The sequence below is a fragment of the Streptomyces sp. NBC_01013 genome (genome assembly GCF_045162765.1).
Classification (GTDB): Bacteria; Actinomycetota; Actinomycetes; order Streptomycetales; family Streptomycetaceae; genus Streptomyces.
In genome coordinates this window covers 4,637,233-4,656,976 of record NZ_CP108687.1, presented here as the reverse complement: position 1 = coordinate 4,656,976, position 19,744 = coordinate 4,637,233, and the positions used below count along the sequence as shown (strand labels likewise).

The 19,744-nt window shown below is 69.2% G+C and carries 16 protein-coding genes; 4 read left to right on the top strand and 12 right to left on the bottom strand.

Annotation, left to right across the window (positions count from 1 at the left end):
* Nucleotides 1–41: 41 nt before the first annotated feature.
* The 3 genes from OG538_RS20195 to OG538_RS20185 all read right to left on the bottom strand — a co-directional run bounded on the left by OG538_RS20195 (nt 42) and on the right by OG538_RS20185 (nt 4,215).
* The gene (locus OG538_RS20195) at nt 42–2,477 is read right to left on the bottom strand and encodes a sodium-translocating pyrophosphatase (protein ID WP_406095528.1); all 2,436 of its coding nucleotides are present in this window, start codon (nt 2,475–2,477) and stop codon (nt 42–44) included.
* A 462-nt stretch (nt 2,478–2,939) separates the two neighbouring features.
* Nucleotides 2,940–3,413, bottom strand: coding sequence for an ATP-binding protein (locus tag OG538_RS20190; RefSeq protein ID WP_406095526.1), 474 nt, complete (start codon nt 3,411–3,413; stop codon nt 2,940–2,942).
* Nucleotides 3,414–3,861: 448 nt separating this feature from the next.
* Nucleotides 3,862–4,215: an STAS domain-containing protein gene (locus OG538_RS20185; protein ID WP_003967428.1), complete on the bottom strand. Its 354-nt coding sequence runs from the start codon at nt 4,213–4,215 to the stop codon at nt 3,862–3,864.
* 78 nt (nt 4,216–4,293) lie between these two features.
* On the opposite strand from OG538_RS20185, the gene OG538_RS20180 reads away from it, so the two are divergent.
* Nucleotides 4,294–6,852, top strand: coding sequence for a DEAD/DEAH box helicase (locus OG538_RS20180; protein WP_406095524.1), 2,559 nt, complete (start codon nt 4,294–4,296; stop codon nt 6,850–6,852).
* Between the two features lie 226 nt (nt 6,853–7,078).
* Here the strand turns inward: OG538_RS20180 and OG538_RS20175 are convergent, their stop codons facing one another.
* From OG538_RS20175 to ssd, 7 genes are all read right to left on the bottom strand, one after another.
* Nucleotides 7,079–7,582: an Rv3654c family TadE-like protein gene (locus OG538_RS20175; protein ID WP_406095522.1), complete on the bottom strand. Its 504-nt coding sequence runs from the start codon at nt 7,580–7,582 to the stop codon at nt 7,079–7,081.
* Nucleotides 7,579–7,908 (bottom strand): TadE family type IV pilus minor pilin, encoded by a 330-nt coding sequence (locus OG538_RS20170; protein WP_406100222.1) that lies wholly within the window; start codon nt 7,906–7,908, stop codon nt 7,579–7,581. The genes OG538_RS20175 and OG538_RS20170 overlap by 4 nt, the downstream gene beginning before the upstream one ends.
* A gap of 103 nt (nt 7,909–8,011) precedes the next feature.
* Nucleotides 8,012–8,209: a DUF4244 domain-containing protein gene (locus OG538_RS20165; protein ID WP_406095519.1), complete on the bottom strand. Its 198-nt coding sequence runs from the start codon at nt 8,207–8,209 to the stop codon at nt 8,012–8,014.
* Nucleotides 8,210–8,275: 66 nt separating this feature from the next.
* Nucleotides 8,276–9,130 carry a type II secretion system F family protein gene (locus OG538_RS20160; RefSeq protein ID WP_406095517.1) on the bottom strand — a complete coding sequence of 285 codons (855 nt, stop codon included), beginning with the start codon at nt 9,128–9,130 and terminating at the stop codon, nt 8,276–8,278.
* Nucleotides 9,127–10,005, bottom strand: a complete 879-nt coding sequence (locus tag OG538_RS20155; RefSeq protein WP_406095514.1) for a type II secretion system F family protein — start codon at nt 10,003–10,005, stop codon at nt 9,127–9,129. Before OG538_RS20155 ends, OG538_RS20160 begins: the two co-directional genes overlap by 4 nt.
* On the bottom strand, nt 10,002–11,150 hold the full coding sequence (locus OG538_RS20150; protein ID WP_406095511.1) for a TadA family conjugal transfer-associated ATPase: 1,149 nt from the start codon (nt 11,148–11,150) through the stop codon (nt 10,002–10,004). The genes OG538_RS20155 and OG538_RS20150 overlap by 4 nt, the downstream gene beginning before the upstream one ends.
* Nucleotides 11,147–12,211, bottom strand: coding sequence for a septum site-determining protein Ssd (gene ssd / locus OG538_RS20145; RefSeq protein ID WP_406100220.1), 1,065 nt, complete (start codon nt 12,209–12,211; stop codon nt 11,147–11,149). Before ssd ends, OG538_RS20150 begins: the two co-directional genes overlap by 4 nt.
* Nucleotides 12,212–12,777: 566 nt before the next feature.
* Here ssd and OG538_RS20140 point away from each other — a divergent pair.
* Nucleotides 12,778–13,617: an HAD family hydrolase gene (locus OG538_RS20140; RefSeq protein WP_406095510.1), complete on the top strand. Its 840-nt coding sequence runs from the start codon at nt 12,778–12,780 to the stop codon at nt 13,615–13,617.
* 786 nt (nt 13,618–14,403) lie between these two features.
* Here the strand turns inward: OG538_RS20140 and OG538_RS20135 are convergent.
* The gene (locus OG538_RS20135; RefSeq protein WP_406095507.1) at nt 14,404–15,228 is read right to left on the bottom strand and encodes an oxidoreductase; all 825 of its coding nucleotides are present in this window, start codon (nt 15,226–15,228) and stop codon (nt 14,404–14,406) included.
* 102 nt (nt 15,229–15,330) lie between these two features.
* Between OG538_RS20135 and OG538_RS20130 the strand changes: the two genes are divergently transcribed.
* Entirely contained in the window at nt 15,331–16,326 is a 996-nt protein-coding gene (locus OG538_RS20130; protein WP_406095505.1) for an ATP-binding protein, read from the top strand.
* Nucleotides 16,327–16,823: 497 nt separating this feature from the next.
* Nucleotides 16,824–18,281, top strand: coding sequence for an NF041680 family putative transposase (locus OG538_RS20125; RefSeq protein ID WP_406093517.1), 1,458 nt, complete (start codon nt 16,824–16,826; stop codon nt 18,279–18,281).
* A gap of 8 nt (nt 18,282–18,289) precedes the next feature.
* Here OG538_RS20125 and OG538_RS20120 read toward each other — a convergent pair whose 3' ends face one another.
* On the bottom strand, nt 18,290–19,627 hold the full coding sequence (locus OG538_RS20120) for a hypothetical protein (protein ID WP_406100219.1): 1,338 nt from the start codon (nt 19,625–19,627) through the stop codon (nt 18,290–18,292).
* Nucleotides 19,628–19,744: the final 117 nt, after the last annotated feature.

Sequence of the window (19,744 nt, the reverse complement as noted above, 5' to 3'; positions counted from 1 at the left end):
GGCGTCGCCCGGACGCCGGCGTCCGCCGCGCGGATTCCGGCTCACTGAGCAGCTGCTGGGTCGGCAGGCCTGGCGGCGCCCTCCCCGTCCCCGCCGTCGGAACCGCCCTCGTCGCCCACTGCGATCCCCCTCCTCTTGGAGACGTAGACCGCGCCGACGATGACCGCGATGGACAGCACCGCGACCACCGCCCGCACTCCTGCGCTCGCGTCCTCCCCGTAGCTGAACTGCACCACCGCGGGCGCGATGAGCAGAGCCACCAGGTTCATCACCTTGAGCAGCGGGTTGATCGCCGGCCCGGCCGTGTCCTTGAACGGATCGCCGACCGTGTCACCGATGACGGTCGCGGCATGGGCCTCACTGCCCTTGCCACCGTGATGACCGTCCTCGACGAGCTTCTTGGCGTTGTCCCACGCACCGCCGGAGTTGGCGAGGAAGACCGCCATCAGTGTCCCGGTGCCGATCGCGCCCGCCAGATACGAGCCGAGCGCGCCGACCCCGAACGTGAAGCCGACCGCGATCGGCGCCAGCACCGCCAGCAGGCCCGGCGTGGCCAGCTCGCGCAGCGCGTCCTTGGTACAGATGTCGACGACGCGCCCGTATTCCGGCTTCTCCGAGTAGTCCATGATCCCGGGGTGCTCGCGGAACTGCCGCCGCACCTCGTAGACCACGGCGCCCGCGGACCGGGACACCGCGTTGATGGCCAGGCCCGAGAAGAGGAACACCACCGCCGCGCCGAGGATCAGCCCGACGAGGTTGTTGGGCTGGGAGATGTCCAGGCTCAGCCCCATCTCCCCCGCCGAGGCGCCGACGTCGTCGACCGCGGTGGCGATCGCGTCCCGGTAGGAGCCGAAGAGCGCGGCCGCCGCCAGGACGGCCGTAGCGATGGCGATGCCCTTGGTGATGGCCTTGGTGGTGTTGCCCACGGCATCCAGGTCGGTGAGGACCTGCGCTCCGGCGCCGGTGACGTCACCGGACATCTCGGCGATGCCCTGCGCGTTGTCGGAGACCGGGCCGAACGTGTCCATGGCGACGATCACACCGACGGTGGTGAGCAGGCCGGTACCGGCCAGGGCCACCGCGAAGAGCGCCAGCATGATCGATGTACCGCCCAGCAGGAACGCCCCGTAGACGCCGAGCCCGATGAGCAGCGCGGTGTAGACGGCGGACTCCAGACCGATGGAGATACCGGCGAGCACGACCGTCGCCGGTCCGGTCAGTGAAGACTTGCCGATGTCCCTGACGGGGCGTCGACTGGTCTCTGTGAAGTAACCGGTCAGCTGCTGGATCAAAGCTGCCAGCACGATCCCGATGGCGACGGCAACCAGGGCGAAGACCCGCGGGTCCCCACCGTGGGAGGTGATGGCCGCATCCGTGACCCCGTCCAGTTCCGCGTACGAGGACGGCAGGTAGACGAAGACCGCGACGGCTACGAGGACGAGCGAGACGACGGCGGAGATGAAGAATCCGCGGTTGATGGCAGTCATACCGCTTCGGTCGGCACGTCGTGGGGCGACTGCGAAGATGCCGATCATCGCGGTGACCACGCCGATCGCGGGCACGATCAAGGGGAACGCAAGCCCCGAGTCGCCGAAAGCGGCCTTGCCGAGGATGAGCGCGGCGACCAGTGTGACGGCATAGGACTCGAAGAGATCGGCGGCCATGCCCGCACAGTCCCCGACGTTGTCTCCCACGTTGTCGGCGATGGTCGCGGCGTTCCGGGGGTCGTCCTCAGGGATGCCCTGTTCCACCTTGCCGACCAGGTCGGCACCGACGTCGGCGGCCTTGGTGAAGATGCCCCCGCCGACCCTCATGAACATCGCGATCAGCGCGGCACCGAGCCCGAAACCCTCCAGCACCTTGGGCGCGTCGGCGGCGTAGACGAGGACCACGCAGGACGCGCCCAGAAGCCCGAGCCCCACGGTGATCATGCCGACCACGCCGCCCGTACGGAATGCGATCTTCGTTGCTTTGTGTGAAACCGCGGTGAGATCCTTTTCCGGTTCACCTTCCGCGGGAGTCGCCTCACGCGCGGCGGCCGCCACCCGCACATTGCTCCGTACGGCCAACCGCATGCCGATGTATCCGGTGGCCGCCGAGAAAAGCGCACCCACCAGGAAGAACACCGAACGGCCCGCGCGCTGGGACCAGTTGTCGGCCGGAAGCAGCAGAAGCAGGAAGAAGACCACGACGGCGAATACCCCGACCGTACGCAACTGTCGAGCCAGATAGGCATTCGCGCCTTCCTGGACCGCCGCCGCGATCTCCTTCATGCGCTCGGTGCCCTCGCCCGCTGCCAGCACCTGGCGTACCAGCAGCTGGGCGACGACCAGTGCGGCGACGGCGACGATGGCGACAACGATCACGATGACGCGGTTGTCATCGGTGAGTACCGCGGCCGCGAGAGTGGTGGGTGGGTCGGAAAGTGCGGAAAACTGCGTCAGTTCTGCCAGTGATGTGGTGCCGAACCCCGCCATACGTCCTCCTTGACGCTCAGCGCTCAAGACGTGGACGGATTGTAGGGATCGGAACACGATCAAAACAGTGCGCGGTAAATGTAATTGACCTTCATCCACCGAACGGCAATTGATCGAGTTCCCCGCCTGGACCGAATGCAGTAATGGGGCAGATGCATTTTCCCGCTATCGCTGCTCGGGCAGAACCGAAAAAGGCCCTGCTCAGCAGGGCCTCAAGGTCTGGATCAAGGATGGCCGACTACGCCGCCGGGGTGACCGAACCACCCCTGAACGCTCGCCGCACCAGGGACGAACGAGCAGCCTGGCTCGTCGGCGCACCCGCAGAACGGTGGCCGGCGCCTTCGGCCCGCCTGCTCCTCAACCCACGCACAGAACGGTCGCCGGCGTCGTAGTACCGCCTGCTCCTCAGCCCACGCACAGAACGGTGGCTGACGTCTTCGGCCCGCCTGCTCTTCAACCCACTCAGAGAACGGTGGCCGGCGTCTTCGGCCAACTCATACGGATCACTCCGCCATCCGCGCCGGACCTGACCTCGACGTCGTCGACCAGACCGCTGATGACCGCGAGGCCCATCTCGTCCTCACCGTCGCCGTCGGCGTCCGGTTCAGGTTCGTCCGGTCCCACCCCGGGCGCGTCGTCGCGGCGTCCGGAAACACCCCCGGGTACGGACCCGTCGGCCCCCGGGCCGGGCACCTCGTCGCCGACCTCGATGGAGAAGGACTTCTCCTCCTCGATAAGGAAGACCGCGACAGGCGCCGTGATGCCGTGGCTCCGGTGCAGCCCGACCGCTCGGCTGCACGCCTCTCCCACGGCGAGTCTGACCTCGTCGAGCACGGCCTCATCGACCCCGGCCCGGCGCGCCACGGCAGCCGCCACGAGGCGGGCCGTTCTGACGTGTTCGGGCTGGGCGCTGAAGCGGAGTTCAACGGTGGCCATGCGATCCCCCTCGAACGTACGAATGCATCCGCAGGAGCAGGACCCGAGGTCCGGCACTCCTGAGCTATGTCTGCGAAAGCCGCTGATCGGTCGACAGGGCCCCGACGTCAGACCCCGCCGCGCCGACGGCGCCCGGCCATCCGGGCGACGCGCAGCCATCTCCCGGCAACCGTTCGCCAGCTGTTAGACAGCCGCTCTCGACAGCCGCTCGCCCACGGTTCGACGCTTACCGAACCGCCGACCCGATCGTGGGGCGACCGACGACGGCCAACAAATGAATGTCGCCCGCAGACCGCCGAACGAGTGACAGAGCGTGCCGAACAGCAGCCGCCGGACTCCCGGCCACCGTTGAACGACTCCCGCCACTTCGACTGTCCTGGTGCGGACCGCCGTCGCACCGACCACCGCCGGGCCGGCCTCAAGGCCGACCCGACCGCGGACGGGACGATCAGTCTGTTGCCGCCACGGCCTCATCGACCGTGGTGTGAATCGGGAACACCTTGGTCAGACCGGTGATCCGGAAAATCTTGAGAATGCGCTCCTGGTTACACACCAGTCGCAACGAGCCCTCATGGGCCCGCACACGCTTCAAGCCGCCCACGAGCACGCCGAGGCCGGTGGAGTCGAGGAAGTCGACACCTTCCATGTCGACAACCAAGTGGTAGCTGCCGTCATTCACCAACTCGACCAACTGCTCGCGCAGCTTGGGCGCGGTATACACATCAATCTCGCCACCGACCTCGACGACCGTACGGTCGCCACCAGGGCCGGACACATTGCGAGTCGACAAGGACAGGTCCACGGATCCTCCAGCACCTTGCTATCGAGCGGTCGCCCCTCGGTCTCCCCGGCGGAGCCAGGGGACGGATCGCCAGCCGCGATGGCATTCAATCACTTACGGGCAGCCATGCACGACGCCTTGGGACCATTGTCCGTCTCGCCAGTGACACACTCGGTGCCGATGGCCAAGAATCACCGCCCCAGTCGACCGCCCGAGAGCGGGGGTTTCCGCCCCTCTCCCGAGGTGGTCCTCGACCGGCTCGCCGCAGGGGCGAGCCGGTCCGCGCGCATCACTCATACGGAGCACTTGCCCCCGCGTACGGGCACCCATGCCATCTGGCCCGATCGCATCCGTCCGGAAGTGATCGCCGCCATCCAGAGGGCCGGTATCGAACACCCCTGGGCCCATCAGGCCGCCGCGGCGGAGCACGCCCTGGACGGCGAGTCGGTCGTGATCGCCACGGGCACGGCGTCCGGCAAGTCGCTTGCCTACCTCGCCCCGGTCCTCAGCGCCCTGCTGGACGGTTCAGAAGCCGCCAACGGCCGTGGGGCCACAGCCCTCTACCTCGCCCCCACCAAGGCCCTGGCCTCCGATCAGCGGCGCTCGGTGAAGGAGCTGGCGGCTCCGCTGGGCAAGAGCGTCCGGCCCGCTGTCTACGACGGCGACACCCCCGTCGAAGAACGCGAATGGGTGCGCCAGTACGCGAACTACGTCCTCACCAATCCCGACATGCTGCACCGCGGGATACTCCCCTCCCACCCCCGCTGGTCCTCCTTCCTGCGTGCCTTGCGCTACGTCGTGATCGATGAGTGCCACACCTACCGGGGCGTTTTCGGCTCGCACGTCGCCCAGGTGGTGCGCCGGCTCCGCCGCCTGTGCGCCCGCTACGGCGCGGACCCGGTCTTCCTCCTCGCCTCAGCCACTTCCGCAGAGCCCTCCGTCGCAGCGGGCCGTCTCACCGGCCTCCAGGTCACGGAGGTCGCCGACGACGCCTCCCCGCGTGGCGAGCTCGTCTTCGCCCTCTGGGAGCCGCCCCTGACCGAGCTGTCCGGTGAGAAGGGCGCGCCCGTGCGCCGTACCGCCACGGCCGAAACCGCCGATCTGCTCACCGACCTGACCGTGCAGGGTGTGCGTTCCGTCGCGTTCGTACGTTCACGGCGAGGCGCCGAGCTCATTTCCGTCATCGCCAAGGAACGCCTCGCCGAGATCGACCGCTCCCTGCCCTCCCGGGTGGCCGCCTATCGCGGGGGCTACCTCCCCGAGGAACGCCGCGCCCTGGAGCGCGCACTGCATTCGGGCAGCCTGCTCGGCCTGGCCGCGACCACCGCACTCGAGCTCGGCATCGACGTCTCCGGACTGGATGCCGTCGTGATCGCCGGATATCCGGGCACCAGGGCTTCGCTGTGGCAGCAGGCCGGCCGGGCCGGTCGGGCCGGCCAGGGTGCTCTCGCCATCCTCGTGGCCCGCGACGACCCGTTGGACACCTTCCTCGTCCACCATCCCGAGGCTCTTTTCCAGCAGCCTGTGGAGTCGACCGTCCTCGACCCGGACAACCCGTACGTTCTGGCCCCCCACCTGTGCGCCGCCGCCGCGGAACTGCCGCTCACCGAATCCGACCTGGCCCTCTTCGGACCCGCCGTGGCCGATCTGCTGCCTCAACTGGAAGCGGCGAAGCTGCTCCGCAAACGGACGTCGGGCTGGCACTGGACGCGGCGCGAACGGGCTGCCGACCTCACTGACATCCGGGGCGAGGGCGGCCGCCCCGTCCAGATCGTCGAGGAGGCCACCGGCAGGCTGCTGGGCACTGTCGACGAGTCGGCCGCTCACACCGCCGTCCACGAGGGTGCCGTCCATCTTCATCAGGGCCGCACCTATCTGGTCCGGGCACTGGACCTGGAGGACTCGGTCGCGCTGGTCGAGGAGGCCAATCCGCCGTACTCGACGACCGCACGCGACACCACGGCCATCGCTGTGCTGGAGACCGATACCGAGGTCCCCTGGGGGGACGGACGGCTCTGTTACGGCTCCGTCGAGGTGACCAATCAGGTCGTCTCCTTCCTCCGTCGCAAACTGATCACGGGCGAGGTGCTCGGCGAGTCCAAGCTGGACCTTCCGCCCCGCACCCTGCGCACCCGTGCCGTGTGGTGGACGGTCACCCAGGACCAGCTCGATGCGGCACGGATCAACCCGGAGATCCTGGGCGGCGCGTTGCACGCCGCCGAGCACGCGTCGATCGGGATGCTGCCGCTCTTCGCCACCTGCGACCGCTGGGACATCGGCGGGGTCTCCGTGCCGCTGCATCCGGACACCCTGCTGCCGACCGTCTTCGTGTACGACGGCCATCCCGGCGGTGCCGGCTTCGCCGAACGCGCCTTCCACACCGCCCGCGCCTGGCTGGCCGCCACACGCCAGGCAATCGGATCCTGCGAGTGTGAGGCGGGCTGCCCGTCGTGCATCCAGTCCCCCAAGTGCGGCAACGGCAACGAGCCCCTGCACAAGCGAGGCGCCGTCCGCCTGCTCACGGAACTCCTCCGCTCCGCCCCACCCGACCCGAGTGAGGCGGCTCCAGCGAAGCAGCCAGGACCGGTCGGTCCGGACGGGCCGGAGTCCGCACGGAAGCCCGGACCGGCGGGCGAGCCAGGCTCCGCGGCGGAGTGAGGACCTGTGGAGGGGTGAGGACCCGGACCTCTGGAGGAGCGAGGTCCCCTGGATGGGTGAGCACCCGGGCCTCTGCCCCCAGGAGGAGCGAGGCTCTACGCAGCAGTCCGGCTCCCGGCAACAAGCAACCCCGCTGGAAGCACCGCCGCGGCCTCCCGATAGACCACTGCCCGTCTCCCGGAGGGGGACCAGCCGGAGGGGCCATCACGGGCCTCCTGAGGGGCCATCACGGGCCCTCCGAGGGGTCGGGCTCGGCCTCCTCAGGGACCACCTTGGCCTCCTGAGGAATGTGCCTCTTCGCAGGTCCGAGCGACGCGGTGGCCGCCTCGGCCGGGCCTGCCGTCGCCGGGCCCGCCCGGGACCTGACCTCGGCCGCGTACGGCCCACTGCGCACACGGGCCGTCACATCGGCGATCTCCCCCTGGACGCTGCACCGCACCAGCTCGGCCCCCTGCGCCGCTGACACGTCCCGGGCCGACCGGCAGGCGGCAGCGGCTCCTCCCAGGGCCCGGTCGGCCGCAGCCAGCGCGGCCAGGTCGGCCGTACCCCCGGCTCGGTGCCGGACCACCACCACCTGCCCGAGAGCCAGGACCACCGCGAAGACGACGCACAGCGTGGCGGTGGTGACCGCTGCCCACACCGTCGCCAGCCCCTGGTCCCGCCGTTTCCGGCATACCCACGCCCCGTGCGGCCTCCGGGCTGACGGCCGGCGAGGACTGGGCCACGTCACGGCGTCACCCCCGCCACGTCCTCGGCCGCCGCCACGGCTCGGGCGCTCAGCGTCATGGCCAGTGGTCCGGGGCCCGGGGCCGGTGCCGCCACGGTGACCCGCCACAGATCCCCGGCCCGCTCCACCTCGACCCGGGCGCGCTGAGGCGCTGCCGAGAGGGCGGCCTCCCTCACCTGCGCCTCCGGTTCGGAGCGCGCTGCCGCCCGGGCGCCGGCCCGGGCGGCGTCCACACACCGGATCTGGGCCGACGCAGCCGTCAACGCCCACAGCAGGGCGAGCACGAAGATCACCAACACCGGGATCACCATGGCCGCCTCCGCCGTCACCGCACCCCGGTCACCCCATCGCCCGGTCGGCCCGACCTCCTCCCGGGCGTGTCTCCGCTGCCCGGAACGTTCCCCGAAGTCGGCCCACACTCCGCCTACGCCGTCAGGATTTGGCATCGAGTGCGCCCTTGAGCAGCGATTGCAACTGCGCCATGACTACCGGGCTGGTGACCACCTTGTAGAGCACCGCGGCAAACGCACAGGCCGCAATCGTTCCGACCGCGTATTCCGAGGTCGTCATTCCGGTGTCCGCCCGCACCTTGCTTGCCACAGCTCGCGCCCAGCGCATGATTTTCCGCATCACTTCAAACCCCCGTCAAACCGATACTTTATGGACAAATTTTCCCTATTCAGGCTTTCCGGCTTGCTAGGACTGCAACAGCCCTCCTGCCAGCCCGATCACCACGGGCGCCACGCCCACCGTCAGAAAGGAAGGCAAAAAGCAGAGACCGACAGGCGCGGTGATCAGCACGGCAGCCCGCTGGGCCCGTGCCACCGCCGCGCTAGCCCTCTCGGCTCTCATGGCCTCGGCCAGCCGTGCCACCGGCTCCGCAGCAGGAGCGCCGGTCGATCCGGCCCGGTCCAGACAGCGCGCCAGGGCGGCAGCACCCGGTATCGCCCCGAACCTCCCCCAAGCGACGGCAGGATCGCCGCCGAGCCGGATCTCCGCGGCCGTGAGCACCAGCTGCGCACCGACAGGCCCACCCAGCGAGTCGCCGACGGCCTCGGCCGCCTCGCGCGGGCCTGCACCCGCGGAGATGCAGGCCGCCAGCAGATCAGCCGCCAGCGGAAGCTGACGCATCGTCTCCGCCACTCTCGCCGCTTCCTCGGCGGCAACCCTCGGCGCTTGCCCGAGCCTCGTGCGCTGCCATCTCCACGTGCCGTAGGCCGCCGCCAGCCCGACCGCCCACCCGGACAGCCCACCCACCAGAATCCAGCCCGTCAGGACGGCCCCCAGCACAGCCGCCCACTGCTTGGCGCCGGCGACGGAGAGCGGCAACCGCGGCCGACCCAGGGGCATGCCCGTCCGGCCCTGCTGACCTCCCGGACTCACCGGAGCGGCACCGGTCACGGCAAGGAGGGCCAGACCGCGCCGGCGCACCCGCTGCCCGGTCCGACGCCGAGCCAGTGCGAGAGCCGGCTGGAGGCCCACGCCCAGCGCCAGCCCCACCACACCCACCCTGTGGACAACTGCACCGACTTCACCGGCCCAGGCAGTCATGCAACCTCTCCCTTGCGGACGATACGAGTCGCCCAGGCCAAACCGGCCGCCTCGAAGGCTGCGCCCATCACCAGACAGACCAGTCCGACGGAACTGTGCAGCAACACCCCCAGAGGATCCGCTCCGAGGGCCGCTCCCAGCCCCAGGCCCAGCACCGGCAGCAGAGCCAGCACTACGACCGTCGACCAGGCACCTGCCAGCTGCGCCCGCAGTTCCTCCCGCCGACGCCGCTCAGCCCGTAACGCGCCCTCCAACCGGTCGAGACCGGCTGCGAGTCCGGCACCTCCGTCCGCCGCCACCCGCCAGCAGGCGGCCACTCCAGTGAGGCCCTCCAAGCCCGGCTCGCACGCCGCCTGCCGTAGCGCTCGGGGGACATCGCCCCCAAACCGGGCCGCGGCCGACACCCCGGGCCCTGCCGCACCCAGTACCCCCGCGTCCTGGACAGCGACAAGAAGTGCCTCCCCCGGCTCATGCCCTGCCCTCAGTTCGCCCGCCACCGCGCCGCACAGGTCCACCACCCCATCGGCCCGGCGCTCCCGCTCCGTGCGCAGCTCCCTTCCAGCCAGCCATCGCCGCACCATGGGGACCGCGGCCACCCCCGCGATCAGCGGCAGTACGGACTTGCCGAGGAGCGCCAGAGCCAGAGCCACCGGCAGGCACAACCACTCCCTCCGCCCCCTCAGCCGCCTACCAAGTCGGCTCCGGCTCCTCTCCCAGCGCTCCCGAAGGGGCCACTGCCCCACCCCCCGGCCGAACAACACCCGGGCCCTTCGCAGCCCTTGCCTTTGCCCGGCCGCGACCAGACCGGCCGCCACCCCGGCACACAACGCGCCCGCGTACACCGCCTCCGGCGCTCCGGCCGGCGTACCGCTCACGACTCGTCCCCGATCAGCGCCGAAAGCCGCTCCCAGCCCCGCTCCCGCTCGAATCCGGCTGCCCCCCAGCGCAGGGCCGGAACGGTCACCACCAACCCCGCCCCATCGCGTTCCAGCACCTGAATCTCGGAGATCCTGCGTCCGCCGGTGCGGTCCCGCACGAGATGGACCACCACCGACAACGCCGCCGCCAGCTGACTGTGAAGTGCAGTCCGGTCCAGACCCGCAGCAGTTCCCAATGCCTCCAACCGGGCCGGGACATGCTCGGCAGCGTTGGCGTGAACCGTTCCACAGCCGCCTTCATGACCCGTGTTCAAGGCAGCCAGCAGTTCGGTGACCTCGGCACCTCGCACCTCTCCGACCACCAGCCTGTCGGGGCGCATGCGAAGGGCCTGCCGCACCAGGTCCCGAAGCGTCACCTGCCCGGCACCCTCCTGGTTCGCAGGGCGCGATTCGAGACGCACCACGTGCGGGTGGTCCGGCCTCAGCTCGGCCGAGTCCTCGGCGAGCACGATTCGCTCCTGCTCTCCCACCGCACCGAGCATGCTGGACAGGAGCGTCGTCTTTCCCGCTCCCGTGCCGCCGCTGATCAGGTAGGAGACCCGGGCCTCCACCAGGGCCCGCAACACCCGGTCCCCACCCGGCGGCACCGTCCCAGCAGCGACCAGTTCCCCGAGCGAGAAGGCCTTGGGCCGGACCACCCGGAGCGACAAGCACGTCGATCCGACCGAGACCGGTGGCAACACGGCATGCATACGGGTCCCGTCCGGCAGCCGGGCGTCCGCCCATGGCCTGGCGTCGTCCAGGCGCCGCCCCGCGACGGCTGCCAGGCGCTGCGCCAGCCTGCGGACCGCCGCCGCGTCGGCGAAGGCCACCCCGGTGAGTTCGAGCCCGCGACCCCGGTCCACCCACACACGGTCGGGCGCGGACACCAGCACATCCGTGACCGCCGGATCCGCAAGGAGAGGCTCCAGCACGCCGGTCCCCACCAATTCCCCGCGCAACTCGTCCGCCGCGCCCAGCACTTCGGCATCCCCAAGCAATCGCCCCTGGGCCCTCAGCGCAGCCGCCACCCCCGCCGGAGTCGGCGCCACTCCACTCTGTGCCAGCCGCTGCCGTACCGCGTCGAGCAACGCCTCGGTCATGACACACCTCCCGCGGCGGCCGGGCCTCCGGCGCTCTCCCCCGCAAGGGCCCGGTCCCAGAAGGCCGAACAGAACCTGGCGAGCGGTCCGCGAGGGCTTCCGCCGGGCGGCTCCCCCAGGTCCTGGCCGGCCAGCAGTCCTGGATCCAAGGGAAGTTCACCGGCGAGCGGAAGCCCCATGACGTGCGCCACCCACTGCTCGTCAAGTCCGGATGCGTACGGTCCGCGCGCAACCACGCGGAGGTCCTCCAACACCATCCCGGCCATCGATGCCACCCGCTTGGCCGCGGCGACCGCCCGCAGCTCCCCCGGCACCACCAGGAGCCCGAGGTCCAGCTGCGCCAGGGCTTCGGCCACCGCCTCGTCAATTCGGCGCGGCAGATCGACCACCACCACCCCGCCGAGCCTGCGTGCGGCGGCAAGAACCGCCTGCATCGCCTGCGGCGGGATGACCACCCAGTCGTCACGGCCCCAGCTGAGCACCCGCAGCCCGTGCAGGGCCGGCAGCGACTCCTCCAGCGCCCCGCCGCCGACCCTCCCCTTCGAATGGGCGAAATCGGGCCACCTCATCCCCTCGGCCCTCTCCCCACCGAGCAGCACATCGATGCCGCCGCCCAACGGATCGCCATCGATCAGCATGGTCCGCTGTCCGGCTCTCGCCGCCGTCACCGCCAGCGCACAGGCCAGCGTGGAAGCGCCGGAACCGCCCCGGCCCCCGATCACCCCGACGGTCAGCGCAGGCCGGCCGACTCCCTCGGCGGCGTTAGCGATCTGATCGACCAGCCAGCTCTCCGAGTCGGGCAGACGCAACACGTACTCGGCCCCGATCTCCACCGCCCTACGCCATACGTCGGGGGCATCCTGATCGCGCCCCACGAGCATCACACCGCGCCTGCGAGCTGCCCCTCGGCACCGCACCGCCGCGTCGTCCCCCACGAGAACCATGGGCGCCTGCTCCCAGCCCTCTCTGCGGTCGGGCAGCGTGTGATGGACCTCGGGCTCCGCCCCGGCGGCTGCGCACAGCCTCAACAGATCGTCGAGCAGTTCCACGTCCTCGGTCACGATCAGTGGTCCGCCCCGCCGCGCCTCGGCGGTCGGCAGACGATCCCTTGCACTGGATTCAGCCACGATCTCCGCCCCCTTCTCCACTCACCTTCACCGCGGTTCGCGGCGTTCTCGGAGCGTTCCGAGAGCGGTGATTCCGGATCCCGTGAACCTCACGGGTGGAATCACGGTGCAGCGCTTCGGGAAATCGTGTGGATCTTGCTCAAAAACTGTGGACAGCTCCGCCGTTGTGAATAACTCCGTAGCTCACACCGGTGACTTCCGAGAGCATCCCTTCCATCACACAACGTGACGATGCACGCTGGTGTACATCGCTCGCAGACGTAGGCCATCACGGCCGGAAGAGAGGGTAAATGCGTGAGTCCGAACAGCAGAACCGCGTCCGGACATGCGACGACCCCCGCCGGGGGGGAGAGCGGGGGTCGTCCCCACGGCCGACTCGGGGGGGGGAGGAGTCGGACCGGGTTAGCACGGTCGCGAACGATCCGTGACTTCCATGGTGTACCCGAGAGTCTTCTCAGGCAAACTCACACACCGGAGTTTACGCCGAATGGCGGGCCCCTATGCTCTGCCTTGTGGAAAACCGCTTCTTGCCGCGCACAGCCGCCTTCTTTGACCTGGACAAGACGGTCATTGCGAAGTCATCGACGCTGACCTTCAGCAAGTCCTTCTACCAAGGCGGGCTGATCAACCGCCGCGCCGTACTGCGCACCGCGTACGCACAGTTCGTGTTCCTTGCCGGAGGTGCAGATCACGACCAGATGGAGCGGATGCGTGAATATCTCTCATCCCTCTGCAAGGGCTGGAACGTGCGGCATGTGAAGGAAATTGTCGCCGAGACCCTGCACGACTTGATCGACCCAATCATCTACGACGAAGCGGCGACGCTCATCGAGGAGCATCACACCGCCGGCCGCGATGTGGTGATCGTGTCGACCTCGGGCGCCGAGGTCGTGGAACCGATCGGTGAGCTACTGGGCGCCGACCGCGTCGTCGCCACCCGGATGGTCGTCGGCGATGACGGCTGCTTCACCGGCGAAGTGGAGTACTACGCGTACGGGCCGACTAAGGCCGAGGCCATCAGGGCGCTCGCCGTATCCGAGGGCTACGACCTGGCGCGCTGCTACGCATACAGCGATTCGGCCACCGATGTACCGATGCTGGAATCCGTCGGCCATCCGCACGCGGTCAATCCCGACCGCGCGCTGCGACGCGAGGCAACGCTGCGGGAGTGGCCGATTCTCGTCTTCGACCGACCGGTCCGGCTAAAACAGCGGCTGCCCGCACTCTCGATGCCGCCACGGCCGGCTCTCCTCGCTGCTGCCGCTGTGGGCGCAGCGGCTCTCACAGCCGGGCTCGTCTGGTACACCGCCCGCCGTCGCGCCATTGCTCCGACGGCCTGACCAAGGGCCGTCCCGCGATTCCTGGTGGACCAGCGCGCGGCATCAGCAGCGGTGCATCGCAAGACGGAGAGGCGCCCGCATACCGGATGTATCCGGGCGTTTCAACAACGCGGCGAGGTGCCGGAGCCCTCGACGTGCGCCCGCCAGGAATCGCGGGACACCTCTCGGCTCTGCGCGGGCGGGGCAGACGAAGTTGCGGCCCCGCGCAGCAGCCAAGCCCTCGACCGCACCGGAACGTCGGCGGCCCCACCCGCGAGCGTCGAGCCCACCTCACCCGGCACCCCGCACGCCGCACCCCGCACCCCGCACCCCGCTATCGCGCACGGCCGTAGCCGCAACCGCGCCCGCTCTCGCGAATTGGACCGACTCGTCCGTAATTGAACCTAAAAGTAAAGAACTCCGGCCAGCACTACCGCTCGCCCGGAGCCTGGAGTACAAAGGACTCAACGGCCCGCGAGACCAAGGACATCCGAGAGGATGACCTGTAACGCAGAGAAGGCCCCACGGACCGCGCATGAAAGCCGGGCACCCACGCGACGTCGACCCGTCGAATACGGGCCAGCCGCACCAGGAACGGGCAAAGCACCCGACCTGATGGGCATACTTCGAGGACGCTTGGTAACTGGGCGGACATGCCAGCGGCGGTACCGAAAACGGTACCGCCGCAACCCTTTGCACCTGACGCCGAAGGGACCCGTTCCGTCGAGGAAGCGGCCGGAGCCTGCCGGACCAGCAGAGGCGGACCGCTTACCGACGCACCTCGCCGAGGCCCACGCGCGTCGACCGCTACGCCGCTCCCCGCTGAAGCGCCTCACATACCGCTGTCGACTCTCTGACACCCAATTCCGCGGCCCGCCCACAATGAGCAATCCAGGCGGCCATCCCCTCCGGCGTCCCCGAGAGATATGCGTCGAAGGCGGCGAGGTAGGCGGCCCGACCCTGCTCGGCATGACCTACTTCGGCCGGGCAGATCGACTTGGGGTCGAGCCCGCTCCCGATCAGCACGATCCGTTCAGCGGTCCGCGCCACCAGGCCGTTGTACGAGCCGAAGGGGCGCAGAGCCAGCAACTCGCCGTGCACGACGGCAGCCGTCACCAGAGCGGGTGCCGCGGTCCCCGAAAGAATGAGCCCGCTGAGCCCCTCAAGGCGACCCGCAACCTCGTCGGCGCCCGGCAGGGGCGCCTCGATCAGCGGCTCGTCCACCGGCTCACCCGCCAGCCTCGGCCGTCCGACAGCATCCTCCGGCGCCGCCCCTCCGGCCGCCACCAGATGAAGCCTCGCGAGGACTCGCAGGGGGGACTGGCGCCAGATGGAGAGCAGTTGCCCCGCTTCGGCCGTCAATCGCAGCGCCGCCCCGATCACGTGCGCCTCGCCGTCACCACTGAAGTCGGTACGGCGGCGCACCTCCTCGAGGTTCCAGTCGGCACCGGAGAGAGCAGCCGAACCCCGGGCGCCCCTCAGGGCCGCCTCGGCGGTCACCTCATTACTGCGACGACGCATGACACGGTGGCCGTAGACGCGGTCGACGGCCTTGCGCACGGAGTCCACCGCATCGGGCACACCTGGCAGGGCCCCCAGGGCAGCGAGCGGATCCGAGGAAGTCGTACTCATAAGTAGCGAGGCTACGCGCCCCTCGCTCACCTGCCGGTCCGGAGTGGTGTTCTTCACGAACTGCGACAGCAGTGCGCAATCATGCGACTACCCTAGGTGAACATGAAGATCGCTTTCGTAGGGAAGGGCGGCAGCGGCAAGACCACGCTGTCCTCGCTCTTCATCCGCCACCTTGCCGCCAATGAAGCTCACGTCGTCGCAGTGGACGCCGACATCAACCAGCATCTCGGGGCCGCACTCGGCCTCGATGAACGAGACGCAGCGGCGCTGCCGGCCATGGGGGCCCAGCTGCCACTGATCAAGGAGTATCTGCGGGGCAGCAATCCTCGCATCACCTCGGCCGCGGCAATGATCAAGACGACGCCGCCGGGCGAGGGCAGTCGGCTGCTGCGAGTGTGCGAGGACAACCCCGTCTACGACGCCTGCGCCCGCACGGTCGGGCTCGACGACGGGGACATCCGGCTGATGGTCACGGGGCCGTTCACCGAATCGGACCTGGGGGTGGCCTGCTACCACTCCAAGGTCGGGGCGGTCGAGCTGTGTCTCAATCACCTCGTCGACGGCCCCGAGGAGTACGTGGTGGTCGACATGACCGCCGGTTCGGACTCGTTCGCCTCCGGGATGTTCACCCGCTTCGACATGACCTTCCTGGTCGCCGAACCCACCCGCAAGGGCGTGTCGGTCTATCGGCAGTACAAGGAGTACGCACAGGACTTCGGCGTCGCGCTGAAGGTGGTCGGCAACAAGGTGCAGGGCGAGGACGATCTGGAGTTCCTGCGCGCCGAGGTCGGCGACGATCTGCTGGTCACCATCGGTCATTCCGACTGGGTGCGAGCTATGGAGAAGGGGCGCCCCGCCCGCTTCGAGCTACTGGAGGCGGACAACCGGATGGCCTTGCAGGCCTTGCAGAACGCGGCGGAGGACTCGTACGGACAGCGGGACTGGGAGCGCTACACGCGGCAGATGGTGCACTTCCATCTGAAGAACGCGGAGAGCTGGGGCAACGAGAAGACCGGGGTCGACCTGGCTGCCCAGGTCGACCCCGCCTTCGTGCTCGACGAGCGGTACGCGCGGGCCGGGGCCGCCCAGCCCGCCTGAGCGCCTTCACCAGGGCCTGTCCTGCCTTGATCCGCCGGACCGGCCCTGGGTGGCGTCCACGTCCACCCTGCAACCGACCGACGGGACACCCTCCCGACCGGCGCCGCCCCGAACGGACCGCCGGAACACCACCCCGACCGGCTCCACCCCGCAACAGAGCGCCGGGACGACTGCCCGCGGTCAGTGCGCATCAGGGCTGTCCCGCAATTCCTGGTGGATCAGCGCGCGGCGTCGGATGCGGCGCATCGCAAGGCGGAGAGGCGCCCGCGTACTGGATGTATTCGGGCGTTTCGACAACGCGGCGAGGTGCCGTAGCTGTCGTCGTGCGCCCGCCAGGAATTGCGGGACAGCCCTTAGCTTGATCTTTAACCTCGGGGCCCGAACGAGTCCTCGTACTTGATCACTCGGACTGGTAACTGCGGTACATGCGGGCGGCCTTCGGCTGAGCATGTGATCCGACCAAGGAACACACAACGCTCAGCACGAAGGCCGTGGGGATGAGTCTGTCGCATCACGTCGTCCGACAGGATCCGATTGCGGGACTGTCACGCTTCCGGGGTGAGTTCTACTCCTGTCTGACCAGGCGTGCGGATGGACTGTTCGAACTCGTGGACGCGGTGTTGTGCGCGGACGGGCCGGTCCGTTCCCTGGTGGAACTGTCATTGGTCGGCGAACACCGGCGGGGACACGGCGGGCTCTACGACGCCCTGGCCGCAGGCCGGGTCGATGTCACCCGGCTGCGACGGGCCCTCGCCACGATGCCGCTGCCGCGCGCGTCGGACGGCCGCCTCGTCCTTGCCGCCGACCTCACCTGCTGGCTGCGGCCCAGCGCCCACACCTCACCGCAGCGAATCCTGTGCCATACCTACGGCCGGGGCAAGGACCAGCACATCCCAGTTCCCGGCTGGCCGTACTCGGTGATCTGCGCGCTTGAGACGGGCCGCAGTTCCTGGACCGCACCACTGGACGCACTACGTCTGGCACCGGGCGACGACGCTGCCACCGTCACCGCCAGGCAGATGCGCGAGCTCATCGAACGGCTCATCACAGCCGGGCAGTGGAAAGACGGCGACCCGGAGATCCTGATCGTGGTGGACGCCGGATACGACGTGCCACGTCTGGCCTTCCTGCTGAAGGACCTGCCGGTGCAGGTGCTGGGCCGGATGCGCTCGGACCGCGTACTTCGACGCGCGGTACCACCCCGTGAGCCCCGTCTCCGAGGGCGGCCGCCCCGTCACGGCGGCGAGTTCGTGTTCGGTGACCCGGCCACCTGGGGCGCCCCCGACGCGCAGACGGTGACTGCGACACGCCTTTACGGCACTGCCGTCGCACGGGCCTGGGACCGGCTCCACCCGAGACTGACCCACCGCTCGGCCTGGACCGCCGAGCTGGGTGCCCTGCCGGTCATCGAGGGCACCGTGATCCGGCTGCGGGTCGAGCACCTGCCCAGCGGCGCGACACCGAAGCCGGTCTGGCTGTGGTGGTCAGGCACCGACGCCACAACGGCCGACGTCGACCTGCTCTGGCAGGCATTCCTGCGACGCTTCGACATCGAACACACCTTCCGGCTCTTCAAACAGACCCTGGGCTGGACCTGCCCGAAGATCCGCAGCCCCGAAGCCGCCGATCGCTGGACCTGGCTGATCGTCGCCGCGTTCACTCAGCTCCGGCTCGCACGCCCACTGGCGGCAGACCTCCGACGGCCGTGGGAGAAGCCGGCCCCGCCCGACAGACTCACCCCCGCCCGAGTCCGCCGCGACTTTCGGCACCTCCGCACGAAGGCCGCCTGCCCAGCCGGAGCACCGAAAACCGCCCGGCCCGGTCCAGGACGCCCACCCGGCCGCAAGAACGACCAGCCCACTGCCCGCTATGACGTGCACACAGTCGGCAAACCAGGTTCCGCCAAGCGACGAACGAAAAAGTCAACGACTCCACGTCCACGCCGCACAGGTTAAAGATCAAGTTAGCGGTCGGCCTTGTGACCCGCGGACCCGGCGGGCGCCTTCGCCTCAGCGTGACCAGGGCGCTGGTCCCCGTCCTCTTCCTTGCCGGGGCTCGCAGCCCCGGCAAGGAAGGACGCCCAACCGGGCTTCGGCGCCTTGCCGACCTTCAGCGTGCCGAGTTTGGCGAGCGTGGCCGGGTCCTGCGCGTCCAACCAGTCCGCAAGCTGCCTGAAGGACACGCAGCGCACGCCCTCTTTGGTGCACACCGTCTCGATCGTCTCCTCGATGGCGCGCATGTACGTGCCGCCGTTCCACGATTCGAAGTGGTTGCCAATGATCAGCGGGGCGCGGTTCCCGTCGTAGGCTCGGTCGAAGGCCTGGATCAGACCGTCCCGCATCTGATTGCCCCAGTACTCGTGCTGGTCCGGATCGCCCTGCGTCGTGCCGGACTGGTTGAACATGAAGTTGTAATCCATCGACAGGGTTTCGAACTCGCGCCCCGGCACCGGGACGAGCTGCATCGAGAGATCCCAGATGCCGTCCTTCTTCTTCGGCCAGACCTGGTCGTTGACCCCACTGGAGTCGTAGCGGAAGCCCATCGAGCGCGCCGCCGCCACCATGTTCTTCTGCCCCTCAAGACAGGGCGTGCGGCCGCCGATCAGTTCCTTGTCGTAGTCGAAGGGCAGCGACTTCTCGCCCTTGAGGTCCGGATCGTTGCTCTTCCAGGCCTTGACGAACGACTTCGCCTGGCTGATTTCGCTTTTCCACTCGTCGACGGACCACGTGCCGACGCCGCCGTCGTTGCCGCAGAAATGTCCGTTGAAGTGGGTGCCGATCTCGTTGCCGTCCAGCCAGGCGCCGCGGACCTGCGCAAGGGTGTCGCGGATGCCCGCCGTGTCGTTGAAACCGATGTCGGAACTGCCCGCGTTGTGCTTGGGCGGGTCGTAGAGCTTGCGCTTCGCCTCCGGCAGCAGATACACGCCGCTCAGGAAGTACGTCATGTTCGCGTGGTACTTCTTGCCCACCTCACGGAAGTGGGAGAAGAGCCGCTGGCTGTCCTCCCCGGCGCCGTCCCAGGAGAACACCACGAACTGAGGTGGTTTCTGGCCTGCCGCCAGGCGATGCACAGCCGGCTGCTTCGGCTGGGCACCGGTGAAGGCGGTCGAACCGTCACCGATGAGCCGGACCGCGCTCTTGGGGGCCGCTTCGGGCGCCTTCTTCTTCGCCCCCGCTGCACCGTTCGCCGCACTGGGGCCGGAATCGATCGGGCCGGAGCTCGCACCAGTGCAGCCGGCCACTCCCGCGACCAGTGCAACGGCCATGACGCCCAAGGCGAACCTCTTCGTGGCGGCCAACATCCGCCCACCCTCTTCCTTGCAGGTAACCAGCGCTGAAGTGCCGACACGGCGCGGCCAAAGTCGCACGAACCGCACACAAATCCGGGCGACAGGCCGCATGAAAAGCTGCCTATTCAC

What these genes read in the sequence shown, in the direction of transcription:
- OG538_RS20195 (WP_406095528.1), bottom strand. Translation starts at nt 2,477, where the DNA reads ATGGCGGGGTTCGGCACCACATCACTGGCAGAACTGACGCAGTTTTCC.
- OG538_RS20190 (WP_406095526.1), bottom strand. Translation starts at nt 3,413, where the DNA reads ATGGCCACCGTTGAACTCCGCTTCAGCGCCCAGCCCGAACACGTCAGA.
- OG538_RS20180 (WP_406095524.1), top strand. Translation starts at nt 4,294, where the DNA reads ATGGCATTCAATCACTTACGGGCAGCCATGCACGACGCCTTGGGACCA.
- OG538_RS20165 (WP_406095519.1), bottom strand. Translation starts at nt 8,209, where the DNA reads ATGCGGAAAATCATGCGCTGGGCGCGAGCTGTGGCAAGCAAGGTGCGG.
- OG538_RS20160 (WP_406095517.1), bottom strand. Translation starts at nt 9,130, where the DNA reads ATGACTGCCTGGGCCGGTGAAGTCGGTGCAGTTGTCCACAGGGTGGGT.
- OG538_RS20150 (WP_406095511.1), bottom strand. Translation starts at nt 11,150, where the DNA reads ATGACCGAGGCGTTGCTCGACGCGGTACGGCAGCGGCTGGCACAGAGT.
- OG538_RS20140 (WP_406095510.1), top strand. Translation starts at nt 12,778, where the DNA reads ATGCTCTGCCTTGTGGAAAACCGCTTCTTGCCGCGCACAGCCGCCTTC.
- OG538_RS20135 (WP_406095507.1), bottom strand. Translation starts at nt 15,228, where the DNA reads ATGAGTACGACTTCCTCGGATCCGCTCGCTGCCCTGGGGGCCCTGCCA.
- OG538_RS20130 (WP_406095505.1), top strand. Translation starts at nt 15,331, where the DNA reads ATGAAGATCGCTTTCGTAGGGAAGGGCGGCAGCGGCAAGACCACGCTG.
- OG538_RS20125 (WP_406093517.1), top strand. Translation starts at nt 16,824, where the DNA reads ATGAGTCTGTCGCATCACGTCGTCCGACAGGATCCGATTGCGGGACTG.
- OG538_RS20120 (WP_406100219.1), bottom strand. Translation starts at nt 19,627, where the DNA reads ATGTTGGCCGCCACGAAGAGGTTCGCCTTGGGCGTCATGGCCGTTGCA.